The following is a 20,049-nucleotide window of genomic DNA, read 5'->3' on the forward strand; positions in this document are numbered from 1 at the left end:
CAAGCCGCGGCCAGGCCTCCGGCCGAGGCGCTGGCCGAGCTGCCAGGCGCACGCCTGCAGGGCAGCGGCCGTCTGCGCTACTTCGGCCTGCACATCTACGACGCCCGGTTGTGGGTGGGCCCCGACTATCCCGCCACCGCCCCCAGCCGGGAGGACTATGCGGCGCACCGCTTCGCGCTCGAGCTCGAGTACGCCCGCTCGCTCGACGGCGAGAAGATCGCCGAGCGCTCGATCGACGAGATGCAGCGCGCCGGCCCGCTGCCCGACGCTCAGCGACAGGGCTGGCTGGCCTTCATGACGACGACCTTCCCCAACGTGGTGGCCGGCTCCCGGATCACCGGGGTGCACCGGCCGGGCGAGATGGCGCGCTTCTACTTCAACGGCCAGCCGGCCGGCGAGCTGCGCGACCCCACATTCGCGCAGCGCTTCTTCGGCATCTGGCTCGGTCCGCAGACCTCGCAGCCGGCGCTGCGGCGATCGCTGCTCGGGGACACGCCATGAGCGAGCGGGCCATGGCAGCGCTCGGCCTGCCGCCCGCCACAGCCGGGCTGGCTTCGTCCGGCGACGGCCTGCGCTACGGCGCCCTCGGCCTGCCGCTGGCCTTCGTCGCACTGCCGCTGTACGTGCTGCTGCCGAACCACTACGCGGCGCAGTTCGGCGTGCCGCTGGCCGCGCTCGGCGCCGTGCTGCTCGCCGCGCGTCTGCTGGACGCGCTGGCCGACCCCCTGATCGGCCGCTGGGTGGACCGGCTGTTCGCGCGGAAGGTCCTGTCAGCGTGGTGGGCCGCCACGATCGCGGCGCTGGTGCTCGCGACCGGCTTTCGAGCGCTGTTCTTTCCCGCCGTCGAAGGCACGGCGGCCCTGCTCGCGTGGTGCTCGATCGGTCTGGTCTTCACCTACCTGGGCTACAGCGTGGTCTCGGTGGTCCACCAGGCCTGGGGGGCACGGCTCGGCGGCGACGAGGCGGGCCGCGCCCGCGTGGTCGCGTGGCGCGAAGGGGCCGCGGTGGTGGGCGTGCTGATCGCCAGCGTGCTGCCGTCGGCGTCCGGCCTGCAGGCCACCACGCTGGTGTTCGCGGTGCTGCTGCTGGCCGGGCTGGCGCTGCTGCGGCAGGCACCAAGGGCGGTGCTTCGCCCTCCTCTGGCCACCGGTGGCGCCGCATCGGTGCAGCCGTTTCGCGTGACGGCGTTTCGACGCCTGCTGGCGATCTTCATCGTCAACGGCATCGCCAGCGCAGTACCGGCCACGCTGGTGCTGTTCTTCATCCGCGACCGGTTGCAGGCACCGGCCTGGGAGCCGGCTTTCCTGGCGGCGTACTTCGCGGCCGGCGCGCTATCGATCCCGCTGTGGCTGCGCAGCGTCGCCCGCTTCGGCCTGGCGCGCAGTTGGCTCGCCGGCATGGGGCTGGCGATTGCCACCTTCGGCTGGGCCGCGACGCTGGGCGCCGGCGACACGCTCGGCTTCCTCGCGGTGTGCATCGCCAGCGGCGCGGCGCTCGGCGCCGACCTCACGCTACCCGGCGCGCTGCTGACCGGCGTGATCCAGCGTGCTGGCCACGCCGGCCACGGCGAGGGCGCCTACCTCGGCTGGTGGAACTTCGCGACCAAGCTCAACCTCGCGCTCGCCGCGGGCGTGGCCTTGCCGTTGCTGCAGGCCACGGGCTACGAGACCGGTGCGCGAGACCCCCAGGCGCTCGCCGCGCTGAGCTTCGCCTACTGCCTGCTGCCGTGCGCGCTGAAGCTCGGCGCCGCGCTGCTGCTGTGGGCGCTGTGGCTGCGCCACCCCGACGCTGGAGATTTCGCATGAACAAGCGCACCCTGCTGGCGGCCGTCGGCGCCACCGTGGCACTCGCGGCCACCGGCGGCCTGACCGGCTGCGCCGGCCCGACCGTCGCAGACTACGCCGCCGAGCAGCCGACGCTCGACCTCGCCCAGTACTTCAACGGCACGCTCGACGCCCATGGCGTGTTCACCGACCGCTCGGGCAAGGTCGTCAAGCGCTTCCGCGTGGTGATGAAGTGCAGCTGGCAGGGCCACGACGGCGTGCTCGACGAGGACTTCACCTACAGCGACGGCACGAAACAGCGCCGCGTCTGGCGCCTGAAGAAGCTCGACGGCGGCCGCTACACCGGCACCGCAGACGACGTGAGCGGCGAGGCACAGGGACAGGCCGCGGGCAACGCCTTCAACTGGCGCTACACGCTGCGCCTGCCGGTGGACGGCAGGGTCATCGACGTGCAGTTCGACGACTGGATGTACCTGATGGACGAGCGCGTGATGCTGAACAAGGCAGTGATGAGCAAGTTCGGTGTCCGCCTCGGCGAGGTCACGTTGTCCTTCTACAAGCGCTGAGCCTCCGTGTCCCTGAATCCCCCCCTTACCGAGTGGTCCGGCCAGCTCGCCTGGCTGGTCGGCGCCTCCAGCGGCATCGGTCGCGCCACCGCGTCGGCGCTGCATGCGCAGGGGGCGACCGTGGTGGTGTCGGCCCGCAAGGCGGCGGACCTCGAGCGCTTCGTGCAGGAGCATCCCGGCAGCCATGCGGTGGTGCTCGACGCGACCGACCGTGCCGCGATGCAGGCCGCCGCGCGCCGCGTGCGGGGCCTGATGGGTCGTATCGATCTCGCGATGTACTGCGCGGGCCACTACAAGCCGCAGCGCGCCACGGCCTTCGACCTCGACGAGATGCTGCTGCACCAGCAGGTCAACTATGTCGGCGCGCTGCATCTGGTCGACGCGGTGCTGCCCGGGCTGCTCGAGCAGGCCGCGGCCGGCTCGGGAGGGCACTTGAGCCTGGTCGGCAGCGTGGCCGGCTACCGCGGACTGCCGAACTCGCTGGCCTACGGGCCGACGAAGGCGGCGCTGATCAACCTGGCGCAGACGCTCTACCTCGACCTGCACGCGAAGGGCATCGGCGTGTCGATCGTCAACCCCGGCTTCGTCGAGTCGCCGCTGACGGCGCAGAACGACTTCGCGATGCCGGCGCTGCTGACCCCCGAGCAGGCGGCGCAGGCCATTCTCGCGGGCTGGGCCTCGGGCGTCTTCGAGCTGCACTTCCCGAAGCGCTTCACGCTGTGGATGAAGTTGCTGAGCCACGTGGGTGACGGCCTGTACTTCAAGGCGGTGCGCCGCGCCACGGGTCTGTGATGTCCGCATCCACCGACGACTCCCGCGTCGCACGCGTGATCGCACGCTTCGAGCACCTCACCCGCGCGGACCTGCCGCGCCTGGGCGAGATCTACACCGAAGGCGCGCTGTTCAAGGACCCCTTCAACGAGGTCGAGGGGCAGGCTGCCGTGCAGGCGGTGTTCGCCCACATGTTCGACGCGCTCGACGAACCGCGCTTCGTGGTGCGGGACGTCATCGTGCAAGGCGACCAGTGCCTGCTGACCTGGGACTTCCTGTTCCGCTTCAGGCGCTACCGCTACGAGTTGCAGACGGTGCGCGGCGCCTCGCACCTGCGCTTCGCCGCCGACGGCCGGATCGCGCAGCATCGTGATTACTGGGATGCCGCCGAGGAGCTGTACGAGAAGCTGCCAGCGATCGGCGTGCTGATGCGCTGGCTCAAGCGCCGTGCCAGCCGCTGAGGGACCGCCGGTTCAGGGACCCTCGGGTCCGGCACGCATGCGCAGTGCCACGGCGATCACGCTGACGGCGAGCGCGGCCAGCCAAAGCGACTGCCCCGGCACACCGCAGCGTTCGAGCATCAGGCCGCTGACCGCCGGCCCGACGGCGCCGCCGGCGGTGTAGCCGGTGATCATCGCTGCGGTGCCGGCGATGGTGGAGCGACCGGTGAACTCGTGCGCCACGCGGACCATCGTCAAGGTGTAGAGCGCGCCGCCGATCGCGCCCCACAGGAAAGCCGCCACCCAGAACAACGCGGCCACGCGGGGTGCCAGGCCGAAGGCCAGCACCGACAGCAGCAACAAGGCACCGGCGACGCCGAACACCCGCCGCACCGGCGCGTGGTCCGCCAGCCAGCCGGCCGGGTACTGCAGCACGAAGCTGCCGACGCCCAGCGCGCCGGCGATCGACGTCGCCACGCCGAGCGACATGCCGAGCTGCGACCCATAGGCCGCGGTGATGCCACCGAGGCCCGCCTCGAACACACCACCCGCGAAGGCAATCCACACCAGTGCCGGCCGCGCCCGCAGCGCGGCCCGCAGGCTGTCGCGGCCGCCGCCGGTGTGCGAGGCCCGCAGACGGCCGACCGCGGGGCCGGCCGTGACCCCCAGCGCCAGCGCGTAGATGGCGGCGGCGCCCCACAGCAGCCAAACCGTGTGCAGAGGCTGCCCCGCGGGCAACAGCCATTGCAGCGCACCGGGCAGCAAGGGACCGACCGCGAGAGCTGCGCCCAGCGCGGTCTGGTACATCCCGGTGAAGCGGCCGCGCCGGGCCGGCGGCGCGTTGAAGGCGATCAGCGCCTCGGTGCCGTTCCATTCGGCCGCCGCGCCCAATGCGCCGAGCACCGACCAGCAACACCAAGCGAGATAGCTGTCGGTCAGCGCATAGCCCGCCAGTGACAGCACGCCCAGCACCAAGCCGCCCCGGTAGGCGCGGATCACGCCGAGGCGCGCGAACACGCGCGGCATCACCGGGATCATCGTCGCCACGGTCAGGAAGGGCAGCATCGCGAACAGGCCGATCGCGCCAGCGTTCACACCCCGGCGCTGAAGCGTCACGGCGAGCACCGGGTTGACGACGCTGAAGGCCAGCACCACCAGCGTCGTGCCCGCCCCGATGCGCCAGAGCCCGCGGCCCACGGGAGCATCGGAGCTCATCGCGTCTCACCGGCAGCGCGGAGACCCCGCGCCGCCATCACAGCCAACCCTTGCGACGGAAATACCAGAACGGCGCGATCACCGACGCGACCATCAGGCCCAGCGCGTACGGATAGCCCAGGCTCCAGTCGAGTTCCGGCATCGCCTTGAAGTTCATGCCGTAGATGCTGGCGATCAGCGTCGGCGGCAGCAGCGCGACGCTGGCCACCGAGAACAACTTGATGATCTTGTTCTGGTTGATGTTGATGAAGCCGACGATGGCATCCATCAGGAAGTTGATCTTGTCGAACAGGAAGGCGGTGTGCGAATCCAGCGAGTCGATGTCGCGCAGGATCTGGCGCGCCTCCTCGAACTGCTCGGCATTGAGCAGGCGGCTGCGCATCATGAAGCTGACCGCGCGTCGCGTGTCCATCACGTTGCGGCGGATGCGGCCGTTCAAGTCTTCCTGGCGCGCGATGGCGGCCAGCACCTCGGCGGCGGTCTGGTCGTTCACCTCCGACTGCAGCACGCGCGACGACACCTTCTCCAATTCGTCGTAGATGCCCTCGAGCGAATCGGCCGAGTACTCGGCGTCGGCGTCGTAGAGCTTGAGCAGCACGTCCTTGGCGTCTTCGATCAGCGCCGGCGTGCGGCGCGCCCGCAACCGCAGCAGGCGGAACACCGGCAGGTCCTCGGCATGCACCGAAAAAAGCACCTTGTCGTGCAGGATGAACGCCACGCGGACATTTCGTGTCGCCTCGTCGTGGATCAGGAAGTCGGAGCGGATGTGCAGTTCGCCGTTGTCTTCCTCGTAGAAGCGGGCGGACTCCTCCAGATCGTCGTCGACGATGTTCTCGGGAATGTGCAGTCCGAAGCGACCGGCCAGCCAACCCTTTTCCTCGGGCGTCGGGCTTTCCAGGTCGACCCACACCGGCCGCACATGGGCGAGCGCTGCCGCGCTCTCGATTTCTTCTTGGAACAGCCGCCCATTGGCGAGCGTGAAGACGTTCAGCATGCGAACTCCAACAACCGCGCGGGCCGACGCGCCGCGGATTCGACCCCGGAAGCTGGGCTCGGGGTCGGCTTGGGAAGTGAGATCGAGACCGTCTCACTCCCTGCGGTATCGCGCCACCCGAAGTGGCGCGGAAGCGGTTGGAGTGGACGGTCACCGAGGTGGGGTGGTGTCCAACGGAAGCTCCGACAACGAAACCCAAGGATTATGGCATTCGCGCCAAGGCGCCGAGCCCGCTGCGGCCCGTTTCCGGCTTGGTCATCGGCTTGTCACGCCGCAGCGTCGGGCGCACACTGAACCGGACCGTCGGGGCACGGCATGTCGTGTCCCTGCGTCGCTGGTTTCCTTCTCAACCCTCAGTGAAAGGCGAACTTATGAACCTGACGATCAGCGGACACCATCTCGAAGTGACGCCTTCTCTGCGTGAGTATGTACTTACAAAGCTAGATCGGGTCACTCGACATTTCGATCAGGTCGTCGACATCAATGTCCTGCTGAGCGTCGAGAAGCAGAAGGAGAAGGAGAAGCGGCAGAAGGCCGAGGTCAACGTGCACGTCAAGGGCAAGGACATCTTCGTCGAATCGGCCCACGAAGACCTGTACGCCGCCATCGACGAGCTGATGGACAAGCTCGACCGCCAGGTCTGCCGCCACAAGGACAAGGTGCAGGACCACCACCACGCCTCGGCCAAGCGCCTCGATGCACCAGATCTGCAGTAAGCCCACCGCAAGGATCACGGACCATAAAGGAGCGGCCTGCGGGCCGCTTTGTTCTTGCCGATCGGACGGGAAGTCGTTGCCGCACCGCAACCGCAGGCACCTCATCGCGGGGACTGGAGGGCTCGCCTGAGACTCGGGGCCGGCCTCCTTCCTATAATTTGTCACTCGTTTGTTGCGAAGCGCTGGCCAAGGCCCCTCTCGTCGAAACCGGCGCTGCCCCTAGATGAACCGTCTCTCCGCCATCCTGCCCGCCAGCAACGTGCTGGTGGATGTGGACGCCACCAGCAAGAAGCGCGTGTTCGAGCAGGCGGGCCTGCTGTTCGAGAACCGGCACGCGATCGCACGGGCGACGGTCACCGACAACCTGTTCGCCCGTGAACGCCTGGGATCCACCGGCCTGGGACATGGCGTGGCCATCCCGCACGGCCGGATCAAGGGGCTGAAGAACCCGCTCGCGGCGGTGATCCGCATGCAGCAGCCGATCGGTTTCGACGCACCGGACGACGAACCTGTGTCGCTGCTGATCTTCCTGCTGGTGCCCGAAGCGGCCACACAGCGACACCTCGAGATCCTCTCGGAGATTGCCGAACTGCTGTCGGACCGGGCCCTGCGCGACAAGCTCAAGGCAGAGCCCGACGCCGCCAAGCTCCACGAGTTGATTGCCAACTGGGAACCGCTGAAGTCGGTCGCGTGAGCGACCTGCCGGTCCCGGGTCGAACGGTGCAGCGGGCTTGCATCGGGGGCGATGCCATGAAGCAGCCCCAACCCGCTCGTCTTGCGACACCGAATCCGCGCGTGCCTTGCTGCGCAACGGCTGGCGCGATCCGAGGCGGTCAATGAAGCCCCAATCCGTTCGTTCTGCAGCACCGCGTCCGCGCGTGCCTTGCTGCGCAACGGCTGGCGCGATCCGAGGCGGTCAATGAAGCCCACCGTCATCAGCGCAGAAGCGCTGTTCGAGGCTCACCGCACCGCGCTGCGCTGGGAATGGCTTGCCGGCCACGCCCACCCGGAGCGCCGCTTCGACGAGGTCGCGGTGCGCGATGCCCAGTCGGCCGCCGACCTGGTGGGCTACCTGAACTACATCCACCCCTATCGCGTGCAGATCGTCGGGCGACGCGAGGTGCGCTACCTCGTCGACGTTCCCCCGGAAGACCAGGAACGTCGCATCTCGCGCATCGTGACGCTGGAACCGCCGGTGGTGATCGTGGCCGACCAGCAGACGCCGCCGGACCGGCTGGTCGCGATGTGCGAACGCGCCGACATCCCCCTGTTCGTGACCGAGGAATCCGCCGGCCATGTGATCGACGTGCTGCGCGCCCACCTGAGCCAGCACTTCGCCGACCGCACCACGCGGCACGGCGTGTTCATGGACATCCTCGGCCTGGGCGTGCTGCTGACCGGCGAGTCCGGCCTGGGCAAGAGCGAACTCGGCCTGGAGCTGATCTCGCGCGGCCACGGCCTCGTGGCGGACGACGCAGTCGACCTGTACCGGGTGTCGCAGACGGCCCTGGAAGGCCGCTGCCCCGACCTGCTGCTGAACCTGCTCGAGGTGCGCGGGATCGGCCTGCTCGACATCAAGGCGATCTTCGGTGAGACCGCGGTGCGTCGCAAGATGCGCCTCAAGCTCATCGTGCACCTGGTGCGGAAGGAGACGATGGAGCGCGACTTCGAACGGCTGCCCTACGAGCCGCTTTACGAAGACGTCCTCGACGTACCGGTGCTGAAGGCGGTGATCGCGGTCGACGCCGGCCGCAACCTCGCCGTGCTGGTCGAAGCCGCAGTGCGCAACACCATCCTGAAGCTGCGCGGCATCGACACCTACCAGGAGTTCATCGCCCGCCATCGCATCGCGATGGAAGGCGACGAACCGATCTGAACGTCGGTCAGCGCGGCGAGTTGCTGCCCTTGCAGCCGTCGCGCCCGCAGATCACGTAGAGCGCGAGCGAGTGGTCCTGCAGCTCGTAGCCTCGCTCGCGGGCAATCTGCAGCTGGCGCTTCTCGATCTCGGCGTCGTAGAACTCCTCGACCCGCCCGCACACGACGCACACCAGATGGTCATGGTGCTTGCCCTCGTTGAGCTCGAACACCGACTTGCCCGACTCGAAGTGATTGCGAGACAGGATGCCGGCCTGCTCGAACTGCATCAGCACCCGGTAGACCGTGGCCAGGCCGATGTCGGAACCGTCGGCCAGCAAGTGCTTGTAGACGTCCTCGGCCGTCAGGTGGCGCACCGCCGAGGTCTGGAACACCTCGAGGATCTTGAGGCGCGGCAGGGTGGCCTTGAGTCCGCTGCTCTTGAGGTCTTCGGCATGGGTGGTCATCGGCAGGTCCTCGGGGCAGGTGGGCTCCACTAGAATTCTTGGATCATATCGAGCCTGCGGCCCTGGTGCGGCGGGCACCCCGTCGCTCTCGCAGCGGCCCGCCTGCTGCACCGATGTCCATGCCTTCCTCGCCCCATCTCCGTGCCCTGTGCCTGCTGCTGGCGTCCGTCGTGCTCGGCGGCTGCAGTTCCATGCGCTCCACGTCGGACCGCCTGTTCGGGCTGATCACCCCTTATCGCGTCGAGGTTGTTCAGGCAACGTCGTGACGCAGGAGATGGCTGCTGCCGTCAAGCCCGGCATGACGCGGGCGCAGGTCCGTGACACCCTGGGGTCACCGCTGCTCGCCGACATCTTCCACGCCGACCGCTGGGACTACGTGTTCACGATCCGGCGCCCGGGCGCAGCCTACCAGCAGCGCCGCGTCACCGTGCTGTTCGATGGCGACACGATGAAATCCTTCGAGGCCGACGAACTGCCGAGCGAGCGCGACTTCGTGTCGTCGATCGACACCAAGAGCACGAAAGGCGCCAAGGTGCCGACCCTGGCCTTGAACGACGAACAGCTCAAGGCGCTGCCGATGCCCGCCAAGGGCAGCATCCCGGAGCCGAACAGCGCGCCGCAGGGCCCGGCCCGCGACTACCCGCCGCTGGAGGCGACGCCGTGAAGGCGGTGGCCGCGGCTGAACGGCGCCGCATCGCGATCGCCGGTGCGTCGGGCCGCATGGGCCACATGCTGATCGAGGCCGTGCTGGCCTCGGACGACTGTGTGCTGGCGGGCGCGCTCGACCGGCCCGACAGCCCCCAGCTCGGGCAGGATGCCGCCGGTTTCCTCGGCCAGCGCAGCGGCGTGATGATCACCGACGACCTGCGTACCGGGCTCGCGAACGCCCAGGTCCTGATCGACTTCACGCGCCCCGAGGGCACGCTGGCCCACTTGCAGGCCTGCCGCGAGCTCGGCGTGCAGCTGGTGATCGGCACCACCGGTTTCGACGAGGCCGGCAAGGCTCGCATCTCCGAGGCCGCGCAGCACATCGCCATCGTGATGGCGCCCAACATGAGCGTGGGCGTGAATGTGGTTCTGCAACTGCTGGCCACCGCCGCCAAGGCACTGAGCCAGGGCTACGACATCGAGATCATCGAGCCCACCACCGCCACAAGGTCGACGCCCCCAGCGGCACCGCGCTGAAGATGGGCGAAGTGGTGGCCGACGCGCTGGGCCGCGATCTGAAGTCCTGCGCGGTCTACGGTCGCGAGGGCGTCACCGGTGAACGCGATCCGTCGACGATCGGCTTCGCCACCGTGCGCGGCGGCGACATCGTCGGCGATCACACCGTGCTGTTCGCCGGCACCGGCGAGCGCATAGAAATCACGCACAAGTCCAGCAGTCGCGCCACCTATGCCCAGGGCAGCCTGCGCGCGGTGCGTTTCCTCGCCGACCAGCAGCGCGGCCTCTACGGCATGGAGGCCGTTCTGGGCCTCGTGGCGACGTGACCAGCGGTCTCGTGCACTTCTGGTCCGAGGGTGACGCGATCACCCGCCTCGTCGCCGCGCTGCTGTTGCTGATGTCGGTCAGCGCGTGGGTGCTGATCTTCTGGAAGTCCTGGCTGCTGCGCCGGGTGCGTGCCGACCTCGCGCGCGCCGTCCCGGCGTTCTGGGCCGCGCCCGATCTGGCGGCAGCCCGCACGCAGTTGCAGATTTTCGATCGCGAGGCGGCGCTGGTGCCCCTGCTCGACGCCGGGCTGCAGTCCGCCCGCGGTGGCACGCTCGAGGCCGCCGGCGCGCGCGCCTCGCAGCTCACGCGCCGCCTGCGCGACGCCTTGCACGGCGTGCTGATGCAACTGCAGTTCGGCCAGGTGCTGCTCGCGTCGATCGGCGCGACGGCGCCCTTCATCGGCCTGTTCGGCACCGTCTGGGGCATCTACCACGCGCTGCTCGGCATCGCCGCGGCCGGCAACCTGAGCATCGACCGCATCTCCGGCCCGGTCGGCGAGGCCCTGGTCATGACGGCCGCCGGCCTCGCGGTCGCGATCCCCGCGGTGCTGGCCTACAACGTGTTCGGCAAGCTGGTCGGCGCCTGCGAGGCCGAACTCGAGGGCTTCGCCCACGACCTGCGCGAGATGCTGCTCGACGACGCCTCGGCGCCCCGCCCGGGCACCGAGCGAGGCTGAACCGTCATGGCCTTCGGTCGCCTGGAGCGCACCGCGCTGCCGCAGCCGATGAGCGACATCAACATGACGCCGCTGATCGACGTGATGCTGGTGCTGCTGGTGATCTTCATGATCAGTGCCCCGCTGATGACCTCGAGCCTGCGCCTCGACCTGCCCCGGGCCGATGCCGCAACGCCCAGCGACACGCCCAGCTTCGTCAGCGTCGCGCTCACGCCCGACGGCGCACTCCATTTAGGCGACGAGGCCCTGGCCGACGCCGCCTTCGACGCCCGCATCCGCGAAGCCGCCCGGCGCCAGCCCGGTCTGGAGGTGCAGTTGCGCGCCGACCAGTCCGTGCCCTACGGCCGCGTGGCCGCGCTGATCGGCCGACTGCAGAGCGCCGGCCTCAACCGCATCGCCTTCGTCGCGCAACCCACCGAGGCCGCGTCGCCTTCCTCGAACTGAGCGCCACGGCACGCCCGTCGTCCTCGACGGGTCGCGCCCTAGAATCCATCGACTTTCCCGAGACGGCGCCATCGCAGCGCCCGTGCCCTGCATGAGCACCCCGCATCCAGCCCCCGCCTCCGCTTACGAACCCGGCGCGATCGAAGCCGCCGCCCACGCGCACTGGACTGCGCGCGACGCGCACCGCGTCGTCGAGGACACGAGCCGCCCGAAGTTCTACGCCTGCTCGATGCTGCCCTACCCCAGCGGCAAGCTGCACATGGGCCACGTGCGCAACTACACCATCAACGACATGATGGCGCGCTACCTGCGCATGAAGGGCTACAACGTCCTGATGCCGATGGGCTGGGACGCCTTCGGCCTGCCGGCGGAGAACGCGGCGATCGACAAGAAGGTGGCGCCGGCGCAGTGGACGCGCGACAACATCGCCGACATGAAGTCGCAGATGCAACCGCTCGGGCTGGCCTTCGACTGGTCGCGCGAGGTCGCCACCTGCGACCCGGGTTACTACAAGTGGAACCAGTGGTTCTTCCTGAAGCTGCTCGAGAAGGGCATCGCCTACAAGAAGACACAGGTCGTGAACTGGGACCCGGTCGACCAGACCGTGCTCGCCAACGAGCAGGTGATCGACGGCCGCGGCTGGCGCAGCGGCGCCCCGGTGGAACGGCGCGAAATCCCGGGCTACTACCTCGCGATCACGCAGTACGCCGACGAACTGCTGGCCAACGTCGCCGACCCGGCCAGCCCCGGCTTCCTGCACGGCTGGCCCGAGCGCGTGCGGCTGATGCAGGAGCACTGGATCGGCAAGAGCGCCGGCGTGCGCTTCGCCTTCCCGCACGAGATCCGCGACGCCGACGGCACGTTGGTCGGCGACGGCCTGATGCACGTCTTCACGACGCGTGCCGACACCATCATGGGCGTGACCTTCTGCGCGGTCGCACCCGAGCACCCGCTGGCGACGCATGCCGCTGCCTCGGACCCGGACCTCGCCGCCTTCATCGAAACCTGCAAGGCCGGCGGCACGACCGAGGCCGAACTGGCCACCAAGGACAAGGAAGGCCGGCCGACCGGCTTGTTCGTGAAGCATCCGCTGAGCGGCGCGCCGGTGCCGGTGTGGGTCGGCAACTACGTGCTGATGGGCTACGGCGACGGCGCCGTGATGGGCGTGCCGGCCCACGACGAGCGTGATTTCGCGTTCGCCAAGAAGTACGGCATCGATATCTTGCAGGTGGTGCACGTCGACGGCGAACACTTCAGCTACGACCACTGGCAGGACTGGTATGCCGACAAGCAGCGCGGCGTGACCATCAACTCCGGCAACCTGAGCGGACTGAGCTACCCGGTGGCGGTCGACGCGGTGGCCGCGGCGCTGGCCGCTCAGGGCCTGGGCGACAAGAAGACCACCTGGCGCCTGCGCGACTGGGGCATCAGCCGCCAGCGCTACTGGGGTACGCCGATCCCCATCATCCATTGCACCGGATCGGGACCGGGGTCCGACAACCCCGGGTGCGGCGACGTGCCGGTGCCCGAGCAGGACCTGCCGGTGCTGCTGCCCGAGGACCTGATCCCCGACGGCTCGGGCAACCCGCTGAACAAGAGCGCCGCCTTCCTGAACGTGGCCTGCCCGAAGTGCGGCGCCCCGGCCAAGCGCGAGACGGACACGATGGACACCTTCGTCGATTCGTCGTGGTACTACATGCGCTACTGCTGCCCCGACAGCGACGCGGCGATGGTCGACTCGCGCAACGACTACTGGATGCCGATGGACCAGTACATCGGCGGCATCGAGCACGCGGTGCTGCACCTGCTGTACGCGCGCTTCTGGACCAAGGCGATGCGCGACTGCGGGCTGGTCAAGTTCGACGAGCCGTTCACGAAGCTCTTCACCCAGGGCATGCTGCTCAACGAGTCCTATTACCGCGAGGACGCCTCGGGCAAGAAGCGCTGGTTCTACCCCAGCGAAGTGGAGGTGCAGTTCGACGACAAGGGCCATCCGGTCGGTGCGATCGCGCGCGAGGACGGCCAGCCGGTGCAGCTGGGCGGCATCGAGAAGATGTCGAAGTCGAAGAACAACGTGGTCGAGCCGCGCGACATCATCGCGAAGTTCGGCGCCGACACGGCGCGCCTGTTCACGATGTTCGCCGGCCCGCCGGACCAGAGCGCCGCGTGGTCGGACTCGGGTGCCGAGGGCAGCTTCCGCTATCTGCGCCGGCTGTGGGCCTTCGCGACGAAGCAGCGCGAGGCAGTGCAGGCCGCCGGCACCGACTTCGCCGACGCCTCGCGCGCCGCCATCGACCTGCGGCGCGACGTGCATCTGCTGCTGCGCCAGGTGAGCCACGACTACGACCGCCTGCAGTACAACACTGTCGTCTCCGGCGCGATGAAGCTGCTCAATGCGCTGGAAAGCGCCGCGCTCGCCGACACCGCCGCCGACCGCGCGGCGCTGCGCGAGGGCCTGGGCATCCTGTTGCGTGCGCTCTACCCCGCCGCGCCGCACATCGCGCACGCGCTGTGGCAGGACCTCGCTACGCCGCGGCCCACGGCGACCTGCTCGACGCGCCCTGGCCGGAGGTCGACGAACAGGCGCTGGTGCAGGACGAGATCGAGCTGGTGCTGCAGGTCAACGGCAAGCTGCGCGGTGCGCTGAAGGTGCCCGCGTCGGCCGACCGGGCGGCGATCGAGGCCGCTGCGCTGGCCAGCCCCGAGCTCGCGAAGTTCGCCGAGGGCCGCACGCCGAAGAAGGTGGTGGTGGTGCCCGGCCGGCTGGTCAACGTGGTGGTGTGAGCCGCATGTCGCCTCTGCACCGTCGCACCACGCTGAAGGCCGCGTTCGCGCTGTCGGCCCTTGCCTTGTCCGGCTGCGGTTTCCAGCTGCGCCGCCCGCCGAAACTGAGCTTCTCGACGGTGCAGCTGGTCGGCTTCCCGCAGCGCTCGCCGTTCACCGAGCAATTGCGGCGCAGCATCGAGGCCAGCGGCACAACGCGCGTGGTCGAGTCGCCGGCCCAGGCCCAGGTGGTGCTCGAGGCGCTGGAGGACGTGCGCGACAAGTCGGTCGCCGCACAGACTGCCGCCGGACAGGTGCGCGAGTTCACGCTGCGCACGCGGCTGCGCTTTCGCTTGCGCACGCCGGGCGGGCGGCTGCTGATCCGCGACACCGAGTTGCTGCTGAGCCGCGACATGAGCTACAACGAGACCAACGCACTCGCCAAGGAACAGGAAGAGGCCATGCTCTACCGCGGCATGCAGAGCGACATCGTCGACCAGGTGATGCGCCAGCTCGCCGCCGTGCCGGCCCCTTAGGCTCGCAAGCGCATGCAGATCAAGCCCGACCAGCTCGATGCGCATCTGAAGAAGGGCCTGCGTCCGCTGTACACGCTGCACGGCGACGAGCCGCTGCTGGCGCTGGAGGCGAGCGACGCCATCCGCGCCGCGGCACGCGATGCCGGGCACACCGAGCGCGAGGTGCACCACGTCGCCGGCGCGCACTTCGACTGGAGTTCGCTGCTCGGCGCGGCCAGCTCGATGAGCCTGTTCGCCGAGGCCAAGATCGTCGAGATCCGCATCCCGTCGGGCAAGCCGGGCAAGGACGGGTCGCAGGCGCTCCAGCACTATTGCGAACACCTGCCCGAGGGCGTGGTGACGCTGGTCACGCTGCCGCGGCTGGACCGCCAGCAGTCGGGCAGTGCCTGGTTCGGCGCGCTGGAATCGGCCGGCGTGACGCTGCGCCTCGACCCGGTGGAACGTCAGGCGCTGCCGCAGTGGATCGCGCAGCGCCTCGCGGCGCAGAACCAGCGCGTCGCCGCCGACGAGGAGGGGCAGCGCACGCTGGCTTTCTTTGCCGACCGGGTCGAGGGCAACCTGCTGGCGGCCCAGCAGGAGCTCACCAAGCTCGGCCTGCTGTACCCGGCCGGCGAACTGAGCTTCGAACAGGTCGAGGCGGCGGTGCTGAACGTGGCGCGCTACAGCGTCTTCAAGCTCGGTGAAGCGGTGCTGGCCGGCCAGGTCTCGCGCGTGCTGCGCATGCTCGACGGCCTGCGCGCCGAGGGCGAAGCTGCCGTGCTGGTGCACTGGACGCTGGCCGAGGACATCCGTGCATTGCGGCGCTGCAAGGACGCCGTCGCGGCCGGCAAGCCGCTGCCGATGGCGCTGCGCGAGAACCGCATCTGGGGCCTCAAGGAACGCCTCTTCGAGCGCGCGCTGCCCCGGCTCGGCGACGGCACGATCGACCACCTGATCGAGGCCGCCCATGTCTGTGACGGCCTGGTCAAGGGTCTGAAGCACCCGCAGTGGCCGCAGGACCCCTGGATCGGCCTGCAGCGGCTGGCGCTGCAGCTGGCGGGATCGATGCAGGCGGCCCAGCTGCCGCGCGGCACCCCGTCGCAGCGGCTCGTTCTGCAGGCCTGAGGCGTCGGGTCGCCGCGCCTTCAGGACGTCCGCGCGCGGCCGATATCCCTGGCTGACACCCCATTGCTCGCGCTCGCGCATCATGCGCGCCGGCCGGCCCGGATCGGCCGCCATCGCCTCCTGCCCGTCCATGAAGCCTCTGCACCGCCGTTTGTCCGGATTGCCCACCCTGCTCCTGCTGCTGGCCGGCCTGCCGGCTCATGCCGTGCCGCTGGTGATCACGGTGACCGACGAAGAGGGCACGCCACTGGCCGACGCCGTGGTGGCGGTGCAGGTCAAGGGCACCCCGCCCACCGCACCCCCCGGGGTCAGCGCCGAGCTGGGCCAGAAGAACAAGCGCTTCACGCCTGCGGTGCTGGCGGTGCAGACAGGCACCGCCGTCAGCTTCCCGAACTTCGACACGGTGCGCCACCACGTCTATTCGTTCTCGCCGACCAAGACCTTCGAGCTCAAGCTCTACGCCGGCACGCCGGCCGCACCGGTGGTGTTCGACAAGCCCGGCACCGCGGTGCTCGGCTGCAACATCCATGACGCGATGACCGCCTACGTCCGGGTGGTCGACACGCCCTACTTCGCCCGCACCGACAGCGCCGGGCGCGCCCAGCTCGAGCTGCCCGCGGGCGACCACCAGCTGCAGACCTGGCACGCGCTGCTGGGTGTGGACGGGCCGGCACCGGTCCAGCCACTGAAGCTCGGCAGCACCCCCGCCACCGCCGCGGTGAAGCTGGACGCGAAGGCCCCCTGAGATGCCACTGCCGGCCTTCATGACGCCCAAGCGCCTGCAGTTCCGCATCGTCGCGCTGTTCCTGGGCCTGCTGCTGGTGGTGCAGCTGGCCAGCCTGCTGCTGATCGGCAACAGCATCAGCGTCAACGCCCGCAGCGCCGTGAACGCCGAGCTGCGCACCGCCGAGCGGGTGTTCGAGCGCCTGCTGGCGCAGAACGCGGGGCGGCTCACCGATGCAGCGCGGCTGCTGGCGTCCGACTTCGGCTTCCGCGCCGCCGTGGCCAGCAACGACGGCGAGACGCTGGCCTCGGCGCTGGCCAACCAGGGCGATCGCATCGGCGCGAGCCTGGCGGTGTTCACCGATGCCCGCTTCAACCTGAAGGCCGCCACGCACGACGGCGCCGAGCGCTTCCTGCCCACGCTGCGGCAGCTGGCCACGGCCCCCGACGCCACGCAGCGCCTGGTCCTGCTGGACGGCGAGCCCTACCAGCTGGTGGCCGTGCCGGTGAAGGCGCCGCTGACGATCGGCTGGGTCGCGATGGGCTTCCGCATCGAGGCGAGCCTGCTGCAGGAGATGCAGCAGCTGTCGTCGATCGACGTCGCGCTGCTCACGCAGCGCGGCAGCCCGCCGCGCTGGGACGTGCTGCAGTCCACGCTGGACCCGGCGGCCTCGCCGCAGCTCGTCGAGCAATGGCTTCTGGCGCGCGAGACGCAGGCCACCCACCAGATGTCGCAGAAGGAGCGCCACGCCACCCTGACGCTGACCGACGACGGCGGCAGCCGACTCAGCGGCCAGCTGCTGGCGCGCGACATGCCGCTGGGCCGCGAGGGCGAGCCGCAGACGGTGGCCGTGTTGATGCGCTCGCTGGACGAAGCCACCGCGCCCTACCGTCGCCTGCAGTGGATCCTGCTGGCCTTCACGCTGGTGGCGATCGCGGTGTTCGCGGTCGTCAGCGTCTACACCGCGCGCCGCATCACCACCCCGTTGAAGACACTGGCCGGCTCGGCACGCCGGCTCGGCCAGGGCGACTACGAGCAGGCTGTGCCGGCGCGCACGGACGACGAGATCGGCGAGCTGGCGCAGGCCTTCGAGACCATGCGCCTGGCGGTGCGCGAACGGGAAGGCGAGGTGCGCCGGCTGGCCTTCGAGGACGGGCTCACGCAGCTGCCGAACCGCGAGCAGTTCCGCGCCGACCTGCGGGCCGCGATCCAGCACGCACAGGCCCGCAACGAACCGTGCGCGGTGCTGATGCTCGACCTGGACCGCTTCAAGCATGTCAACGACGTGCTCGGGCACCGCTTCGGCGACCGGCTGCTGCAGGAGGTGGCCAAGCGCCTGACGCAGGAGGCACGGCGCAGCAACGACGTGGTGGCGCGCCTGGGTGGCGACGAGTTCGCGATGCTGATGCCGAGCGCCGACATCGCGCTCGCGCTCGGCATCGCGCAGCGCATCCAGCGCGCCTTCGAGCGCCCGATCTCGCTGGACGACCACACCGTCGACCTGGGTGCCGGCATCGGCATCGCCTGCTGCCCCGCGCACGGCGTCGAGGCGGACACGCTGGTCAGCCGCGCCGAGCTGGCGATGTACGCGGCCAAGCAGCACCAGCTCGGCGTGAAGGTCTACGACGCGGCTCTCGACATGAGCAGCGACGAATCGCTGTCGCTGCTGAGCGAACTGCGCACCGCGGTCGACCGCGACCAGTTGCGCCTCTACCTGCAACCCAAGATCTCGCTCGCCACCGGCGCGGTGCTCGGCGCCGAAGCGCTGGTGCGCTGGCAGCACCCGCAGCGCGGCCTGGTGCCGCCGGGCAAGTTCATACCGTTCGCCGAGCAGACCGGCTTCATCCGCGTACTGACCGGCTGGATGATCGAGCGCAGCGCGATGGTGCTGCGCCAGATGAACGCCGGTGCGCCGGCCCTGAAGATCTCGGTGAACCTGTCGACCCGCGACCTGCTCGATCAGGACCTGCCGGCCAAGATGCAGCGCCTGATCGACACCCTGGCGTTGAACCCGGGCTCGATGTGCCTCGAGATCACCGAGAGCGCGATCATGGACGACCCGCAGCGCGCCCTGCAGACGCTGGAGCGGCTGCACGCGATGGGCTTCAAGCTGTCGATCGACGACTTCGGGACCGGCTACTCCTCGCTGGCCTATCTCAAACGCCTGCCGGTCGACGAGCTGAAGATCGACCAGAGCTTCGTCTTCAACATGGAGCGCGATCTCGACGACGCGAAGATCGTGCGATCCACCATCGACCTGGCGCACAACCTCGGCCTGAACGTGGTGGCCGAGGGCATCGAAACGGCCAAAGCTGGAAGTTGCTGCAGGCGCTGGGCTGCGACGAGGCGCAAGGCTACTTCGTCGCCAAGCCGATGCCCGAGGCCCTGTTCGCCGACTGGATCCGCGACTGGACCGCACCGCAGGTGCAAGCGGTGCGGCTGGACACCGACTTCAGCCGGCTGGCGCTCTGACAAGCCCTAATAGCCGCGCTGGCGATCCACCAGATTCGCCAACGGGCGGCCGGACCGCCAGGCCTGCAGGTTGGCCGCCACCACGCAGGCCGCGCTGCGCGGATCGGTCTGCGCGGCCGCATGAGGCAGCACGGTGACGCGGGGGTGGGACCAGAATGCATGCCCGGCCGGCAGCGGTTCCGTCTGGAACACGTCGAGCACCGCGTGGCGCAGCCGCCCAGCATCCAGTGCGGCCAGCAGGTCCGCCTCGACCACGTGCGCGCCGCGCGCCAGGTTGACGAGGCCGGCGCCGGGCTTCATGCGCGCGAGGCGGGCGGCATCGAACAGCCCGCGCGTGGCGGGCGTCAGCGGCAGCAGATTGAGCACGATGTCGGCCTGCGCCAGCAGCGTGTCGAGCTCGGCCTCGCCGGCATGCGTCTCGATGCCCTCGATGGCGGTCGGCCGCGTGCTCCAACCCCGCACCCGGTAGCCCTGCGCCGCCAGCCGCAGCGAGGTGCCGCGGCCCATCTGCCCGAGCCCCAGCACCGCCACCATCAGTTCGTCGGCGCGGCGTTGACCGTGCGGCGCCCAGCGTCCCTCACCTTGCAGTCGGGCGTAGCGGAAGAAGCCGCGGTGCAGCGCCAGCACCGCCCACAGCGCCGTCTCGGCCATCGCCGCGCTCATCGCCGGATCGACCATGCGCACGATCGGCACGCCTGCCGGCAGCGTCGGGTCGGCCAGCAGGCGGTCGACGCCGGCCCACAGCGACTGGATCAGGCGCAGCCGCGGCAGCCCGGCCAGCGTGCCGGGACGCGGGTTCGCGACGATCGCGACCTCGATGTCGTCGGCAGCGCCCTGGCTCGATGTCAGCAGGTGTTCGCCGGACAGCGCGGCGGACAGCGCCGCGCGCCAGGTCTCGGCTTCGTCGGCACCGACATCGCAGGCCAGCAGCAGGCTCACGGCAGCGCGGCCTCCAGCAGGCGCTGCAGCGCCCGCCGCACGGTCTGCGCGCGGATGCCGGCGCGATCGCCCGACAGCTGCAGCAACTCGGCC

20 protein-coding genes and 2 pseudogenes are annotated in these 20,049 nt (G+C 69.8%); 18 read left to right on the forward strand and 4 right to left on the reverse strand.

Annotated features, from left to right (window positions below):
* The 5 genes from x551_RS08915 to x551_RS08935 all read left to right on the forward strand — a co-directional run.
* On the forward strand, positions 1-501 hold a 501-nt coding region (locus x551_RS08915), incomplete at its 5' end, for a chalcone isomerase family protein (RefSeq protein WP_036248214.1).
* A complete protein-coding gene (locus x551_RS08920) occupies positions 498-1,805 on the forward strand; it encodes an MFS transporter (protein ID WP_081771277.1) in 1,308 nt (435 codons plus the stop codon). The genes x551_RS08915 and x551_RS08920, both read left to right, overlap by 4 nt.
* Positions 1,802-2,350: a DUF3833 domain-containing protein gene (locus x551_RS08925; RefSeq protein WP_011827832.1), complete on the forward strand. Its 549-nt coding sequence runs from the start codon at positions 1,802-1,804 to the stop codon at positions 2,348-2,350. Before x551_RS08920 ends, x551_RS08925 begins: the two co-directional genes overlap by 4 nt.
* A 6-nt stretch (positions 2,351-2,356) precedes the next feature.
* Positions 2,357-3,142: an SDR family NAD(P)-dependent oxidoreductase gene (locus x551_RS08930; protein ID WP_011827831.1), complete on the forward strand. Its 786-nt coding sequence runs from the start codon at positions 2,357-2,359 to the stop codon at positions 3,140-3,142.
* Positions 3,142-3,582: a nuclear transport factor 2 family protein gene (locus tag x551_RS08935; RefSeq protein WP_036232853.1), complete on the forward strand. Its 441-nt coding sequence runs from the start codon at positions 3,142-3,144 to the stop codon at positions 3,580-3,582. Before x551_RS08930 ends, x551_RS08935 begins: the two co-directional genes overlap by 1 nt.
* A gap of 12 nt (positions 3,583-3,594) precedes the next feature.
* On the opposite strand, the gene x551_RS08940 is transcribed toward x551_RS08935, so the two are convergent.
* On the reverse strand, positions 3,595-4,758 hold the full coding sequence (locus x551_RS08940) for an MFS transporter (protein ID WP_216701313.1): 1,164 nt from the start codon (positions 4,756-4,758) through the stop codon (positions 3,595-3,597).
* Positions 4,759-4,813: 55 nt separating this feature from the next.
* Entirely contained in the window at positions 4,814-5,770 is a 957-nt protein-coding gene (corA, locus tag x551_RS08945) for a magnesium/cobalt transporter CorA (RefSeq protein WP_036232848.1), read from the reverse strand.
* A gap of 371 nt (positions 5,771-6,141) precedes the next feature.
* Here corA and raiA point away from each other — a divergent pair, with 371 nt between their 5' ends.
* The 3 genes from raiA to hprK all read left to right on the forward strand — a co-directional run bounded on the left by raiA (position 6,142) and on the right by hprK (position 8,362).
* Positions 6,142-6,486, forward strand: a complete 345-nt coding sequence (raiA, locus tag x551_RS08950; protein WP_011827827.1) for a ribosome-associated translation inhibitor RaiA — start codon at positions 6,142-6,144, stop codon at positions 6,484-6,486.
* A gap of 223 nt (positions 6,487-6,709) precedes the next feature.
* Positions 6,710-7,180, forward strand: coding sequence for a PTS sugar transporter subunit IIA (locus x551_RS08955; protein WP_011827826.1), 471 nt, complete (start codon positions 6,710-6,712; stop codon positions 7,178-7,180).
* 225 nt (positions 7,181-7,405) lie between these two features.
* Positions 7,406-8,362: an HPr(Ser) kinase/phosphatase gene (gene hprK, locus x551_RS08960; protein WP_011827825.1), complete on the forward strand. Its 957-nt coding sequence runs from the start codon at positions 7,406-7,408 to the stop codon at positions 8,360-8,362.
* Positions 8,363-8,369: 7 nt separating this feature from the next.
* Here the strand turns inward: hprK and fur are convergent, their stop codons facing one another.
* Positions 8,370-8,807 carry a ferric iron uptake transcriptional regulator gene (gene fur / locus x551_RS08965; protein WP_011827824.1) on the reverse strand — a complete coding sequence of 146 codons (438 nt, stop codon included), beginning with the start codon at positions 8,805-8,807 and terminating at the stop codon, positions 8,370-8,372.
* Between the two features lie 113 nt (positions 8,808-8,920).
* On the opposite strand from fur, the gene x551_RS27075 reads away from it, so the two are divergent.
* The 10 genes and pseudogenes from x551_RS27075 to x551_RS09010 all read left to right on the forward strand — a co-directional run bounded on the left by x551_RS27075 (position 8,921) and on the right by x551_RS09010 (position 19,027).
* Complete coding sequence (locus x551_RS27075; protein WP_231497664.1) at positions 8,921-9,073, forward strand: hypothetical protein; 153 nt, start codon at positions 8,921-8,923, stop codon at positions 9,071-9,073.
* An 8-nt stretch (positions 9,074-9,081) separates the two neighbouring features.
* Complete coding sequence (locus x551_RS08970; RefSeq protein ID WP_231497663.1) at positions 9,082-9,471, forward strand: outer membrane protein assembly factor BamE; 390 nt, start codon at positions 9,082-9,084, stop codon at positions 9,469-9,471.
* A 56-nt stretch (positions 9,472-9,527) separates the two neighbouring features.
* Positions 9,528-10,297 (forward strand): annotated as a pseudogene (gene dapB, locus x551_RS08975) (4-hydroxy-tetrahydrodipicolinate reductase).
* An 11-nt stretch (positions 10,298-10,308) separates the two neighbouring features.
* Positions 10,309-10,974, forward strand: a complete 666-nt coding sequence (locus tag x551_RS08980; protein WP_011827821.1) for a MotA/TolQ/ExbB proton channel family protein — start codon at positions 10,309-10,311, stop codon at positions 10,972-10,974.
* Between the two features lie 6 nt (positions 10,975-10,980).
* On the forward strand, positions 10,981-11,418 hold the full coding sequence (locus x551_RS08985) for a biopolymer transporter ExbD (RefSeq protein ID WP_036232845.1): 438 nt from the start codon (positions 10,981-10,983) through the stop codon (positions 11,416-11,418).
* Between the two features lie 91 nt (positions 11,419-11,509).
* A pseudogene (leuS, locus tag x551_RS08990) lies at positions 11,510-14,202 on the forward strand (leucine--tRNA ligase).
* 5 nt (positions 14,203-14,207) lie between these two features.
* Positions 14,208-14,717, forward strand: coding sequence for an LPS assembly lipoprotein LptE (gene lptE / locus x551_RS08995; RefSeq protein WP_036232859.1), 510 nt, complete (start codon positions 14,208-14,210; stop codon positions 14,715-14,717).
* A 12-nt stretch (positions 14,718-14,729) separates the two neighbouring features.
* The gene (gene holA / locus x551_RS09000) at positions 14,730-15,821 is read left to right on the forward strand and encodes a DNA polymerase III subunit delta (RefSeq protein WP_011827817.1); all 1,092 of its coding nucleotides are present in this window, start codon (positions 14,730-14,732) and stop codon (positions 15,819-15,821) included.
* 160 nt (positions 15,822-15,981) lie between these two features.
* Complete coding sequence (locus tag x551_RS09005; RefSeq protein WP_237706354.1) at positions 15,982-16,566, forward strand: methylamine utilization protein; 585 nt, start codon at positions 15,982-15,984, stop codon at positions 16,564-16,566.
* Position 16,567: 1 nt separating this feature from the next.
* The gene (locus x551_RS09010; RefSeq protein ID WP_253950330.1) at positions 16,568-19,027 is read left to right on the forward strand and encodes an EAL domain-containing protein; all 2,460 of its coding nucleotides are present in this window, start codon (positions 16,568-16,570) and stop codon (positions 19,025-19,027) included.
* Here the strand turns inward: x551_RS09010 and x551_RS09015 are convergent.
* Positions 19,024-19,956: a glyoxylate/hydroxypyruvate reductase A gene (locus tag x551_RS09015; RefSeq protein WP_036232836.1), complete on the reverse strand. Its 933-nt coding sequence runs from the start codon at positions 19,954-19,956 to the stop codon at positions 19,024-19,026. The genes x551_RS09010 and x551_RS09015 overlap by 4 nt on opposite strands.
* Positions 19,957-20,049: the final 93 nt, after the last annotated feature.

It is taken from the genome of Methylibium sp. T29 (genome assembly GCF_000576205.1).
GTDB lineage: Bacteria > Pseudomonadota > Gammaproteobacteria > Burkholderiales > Burkholderiaceae_C > Methylibium > Methylibium petroleiphilum.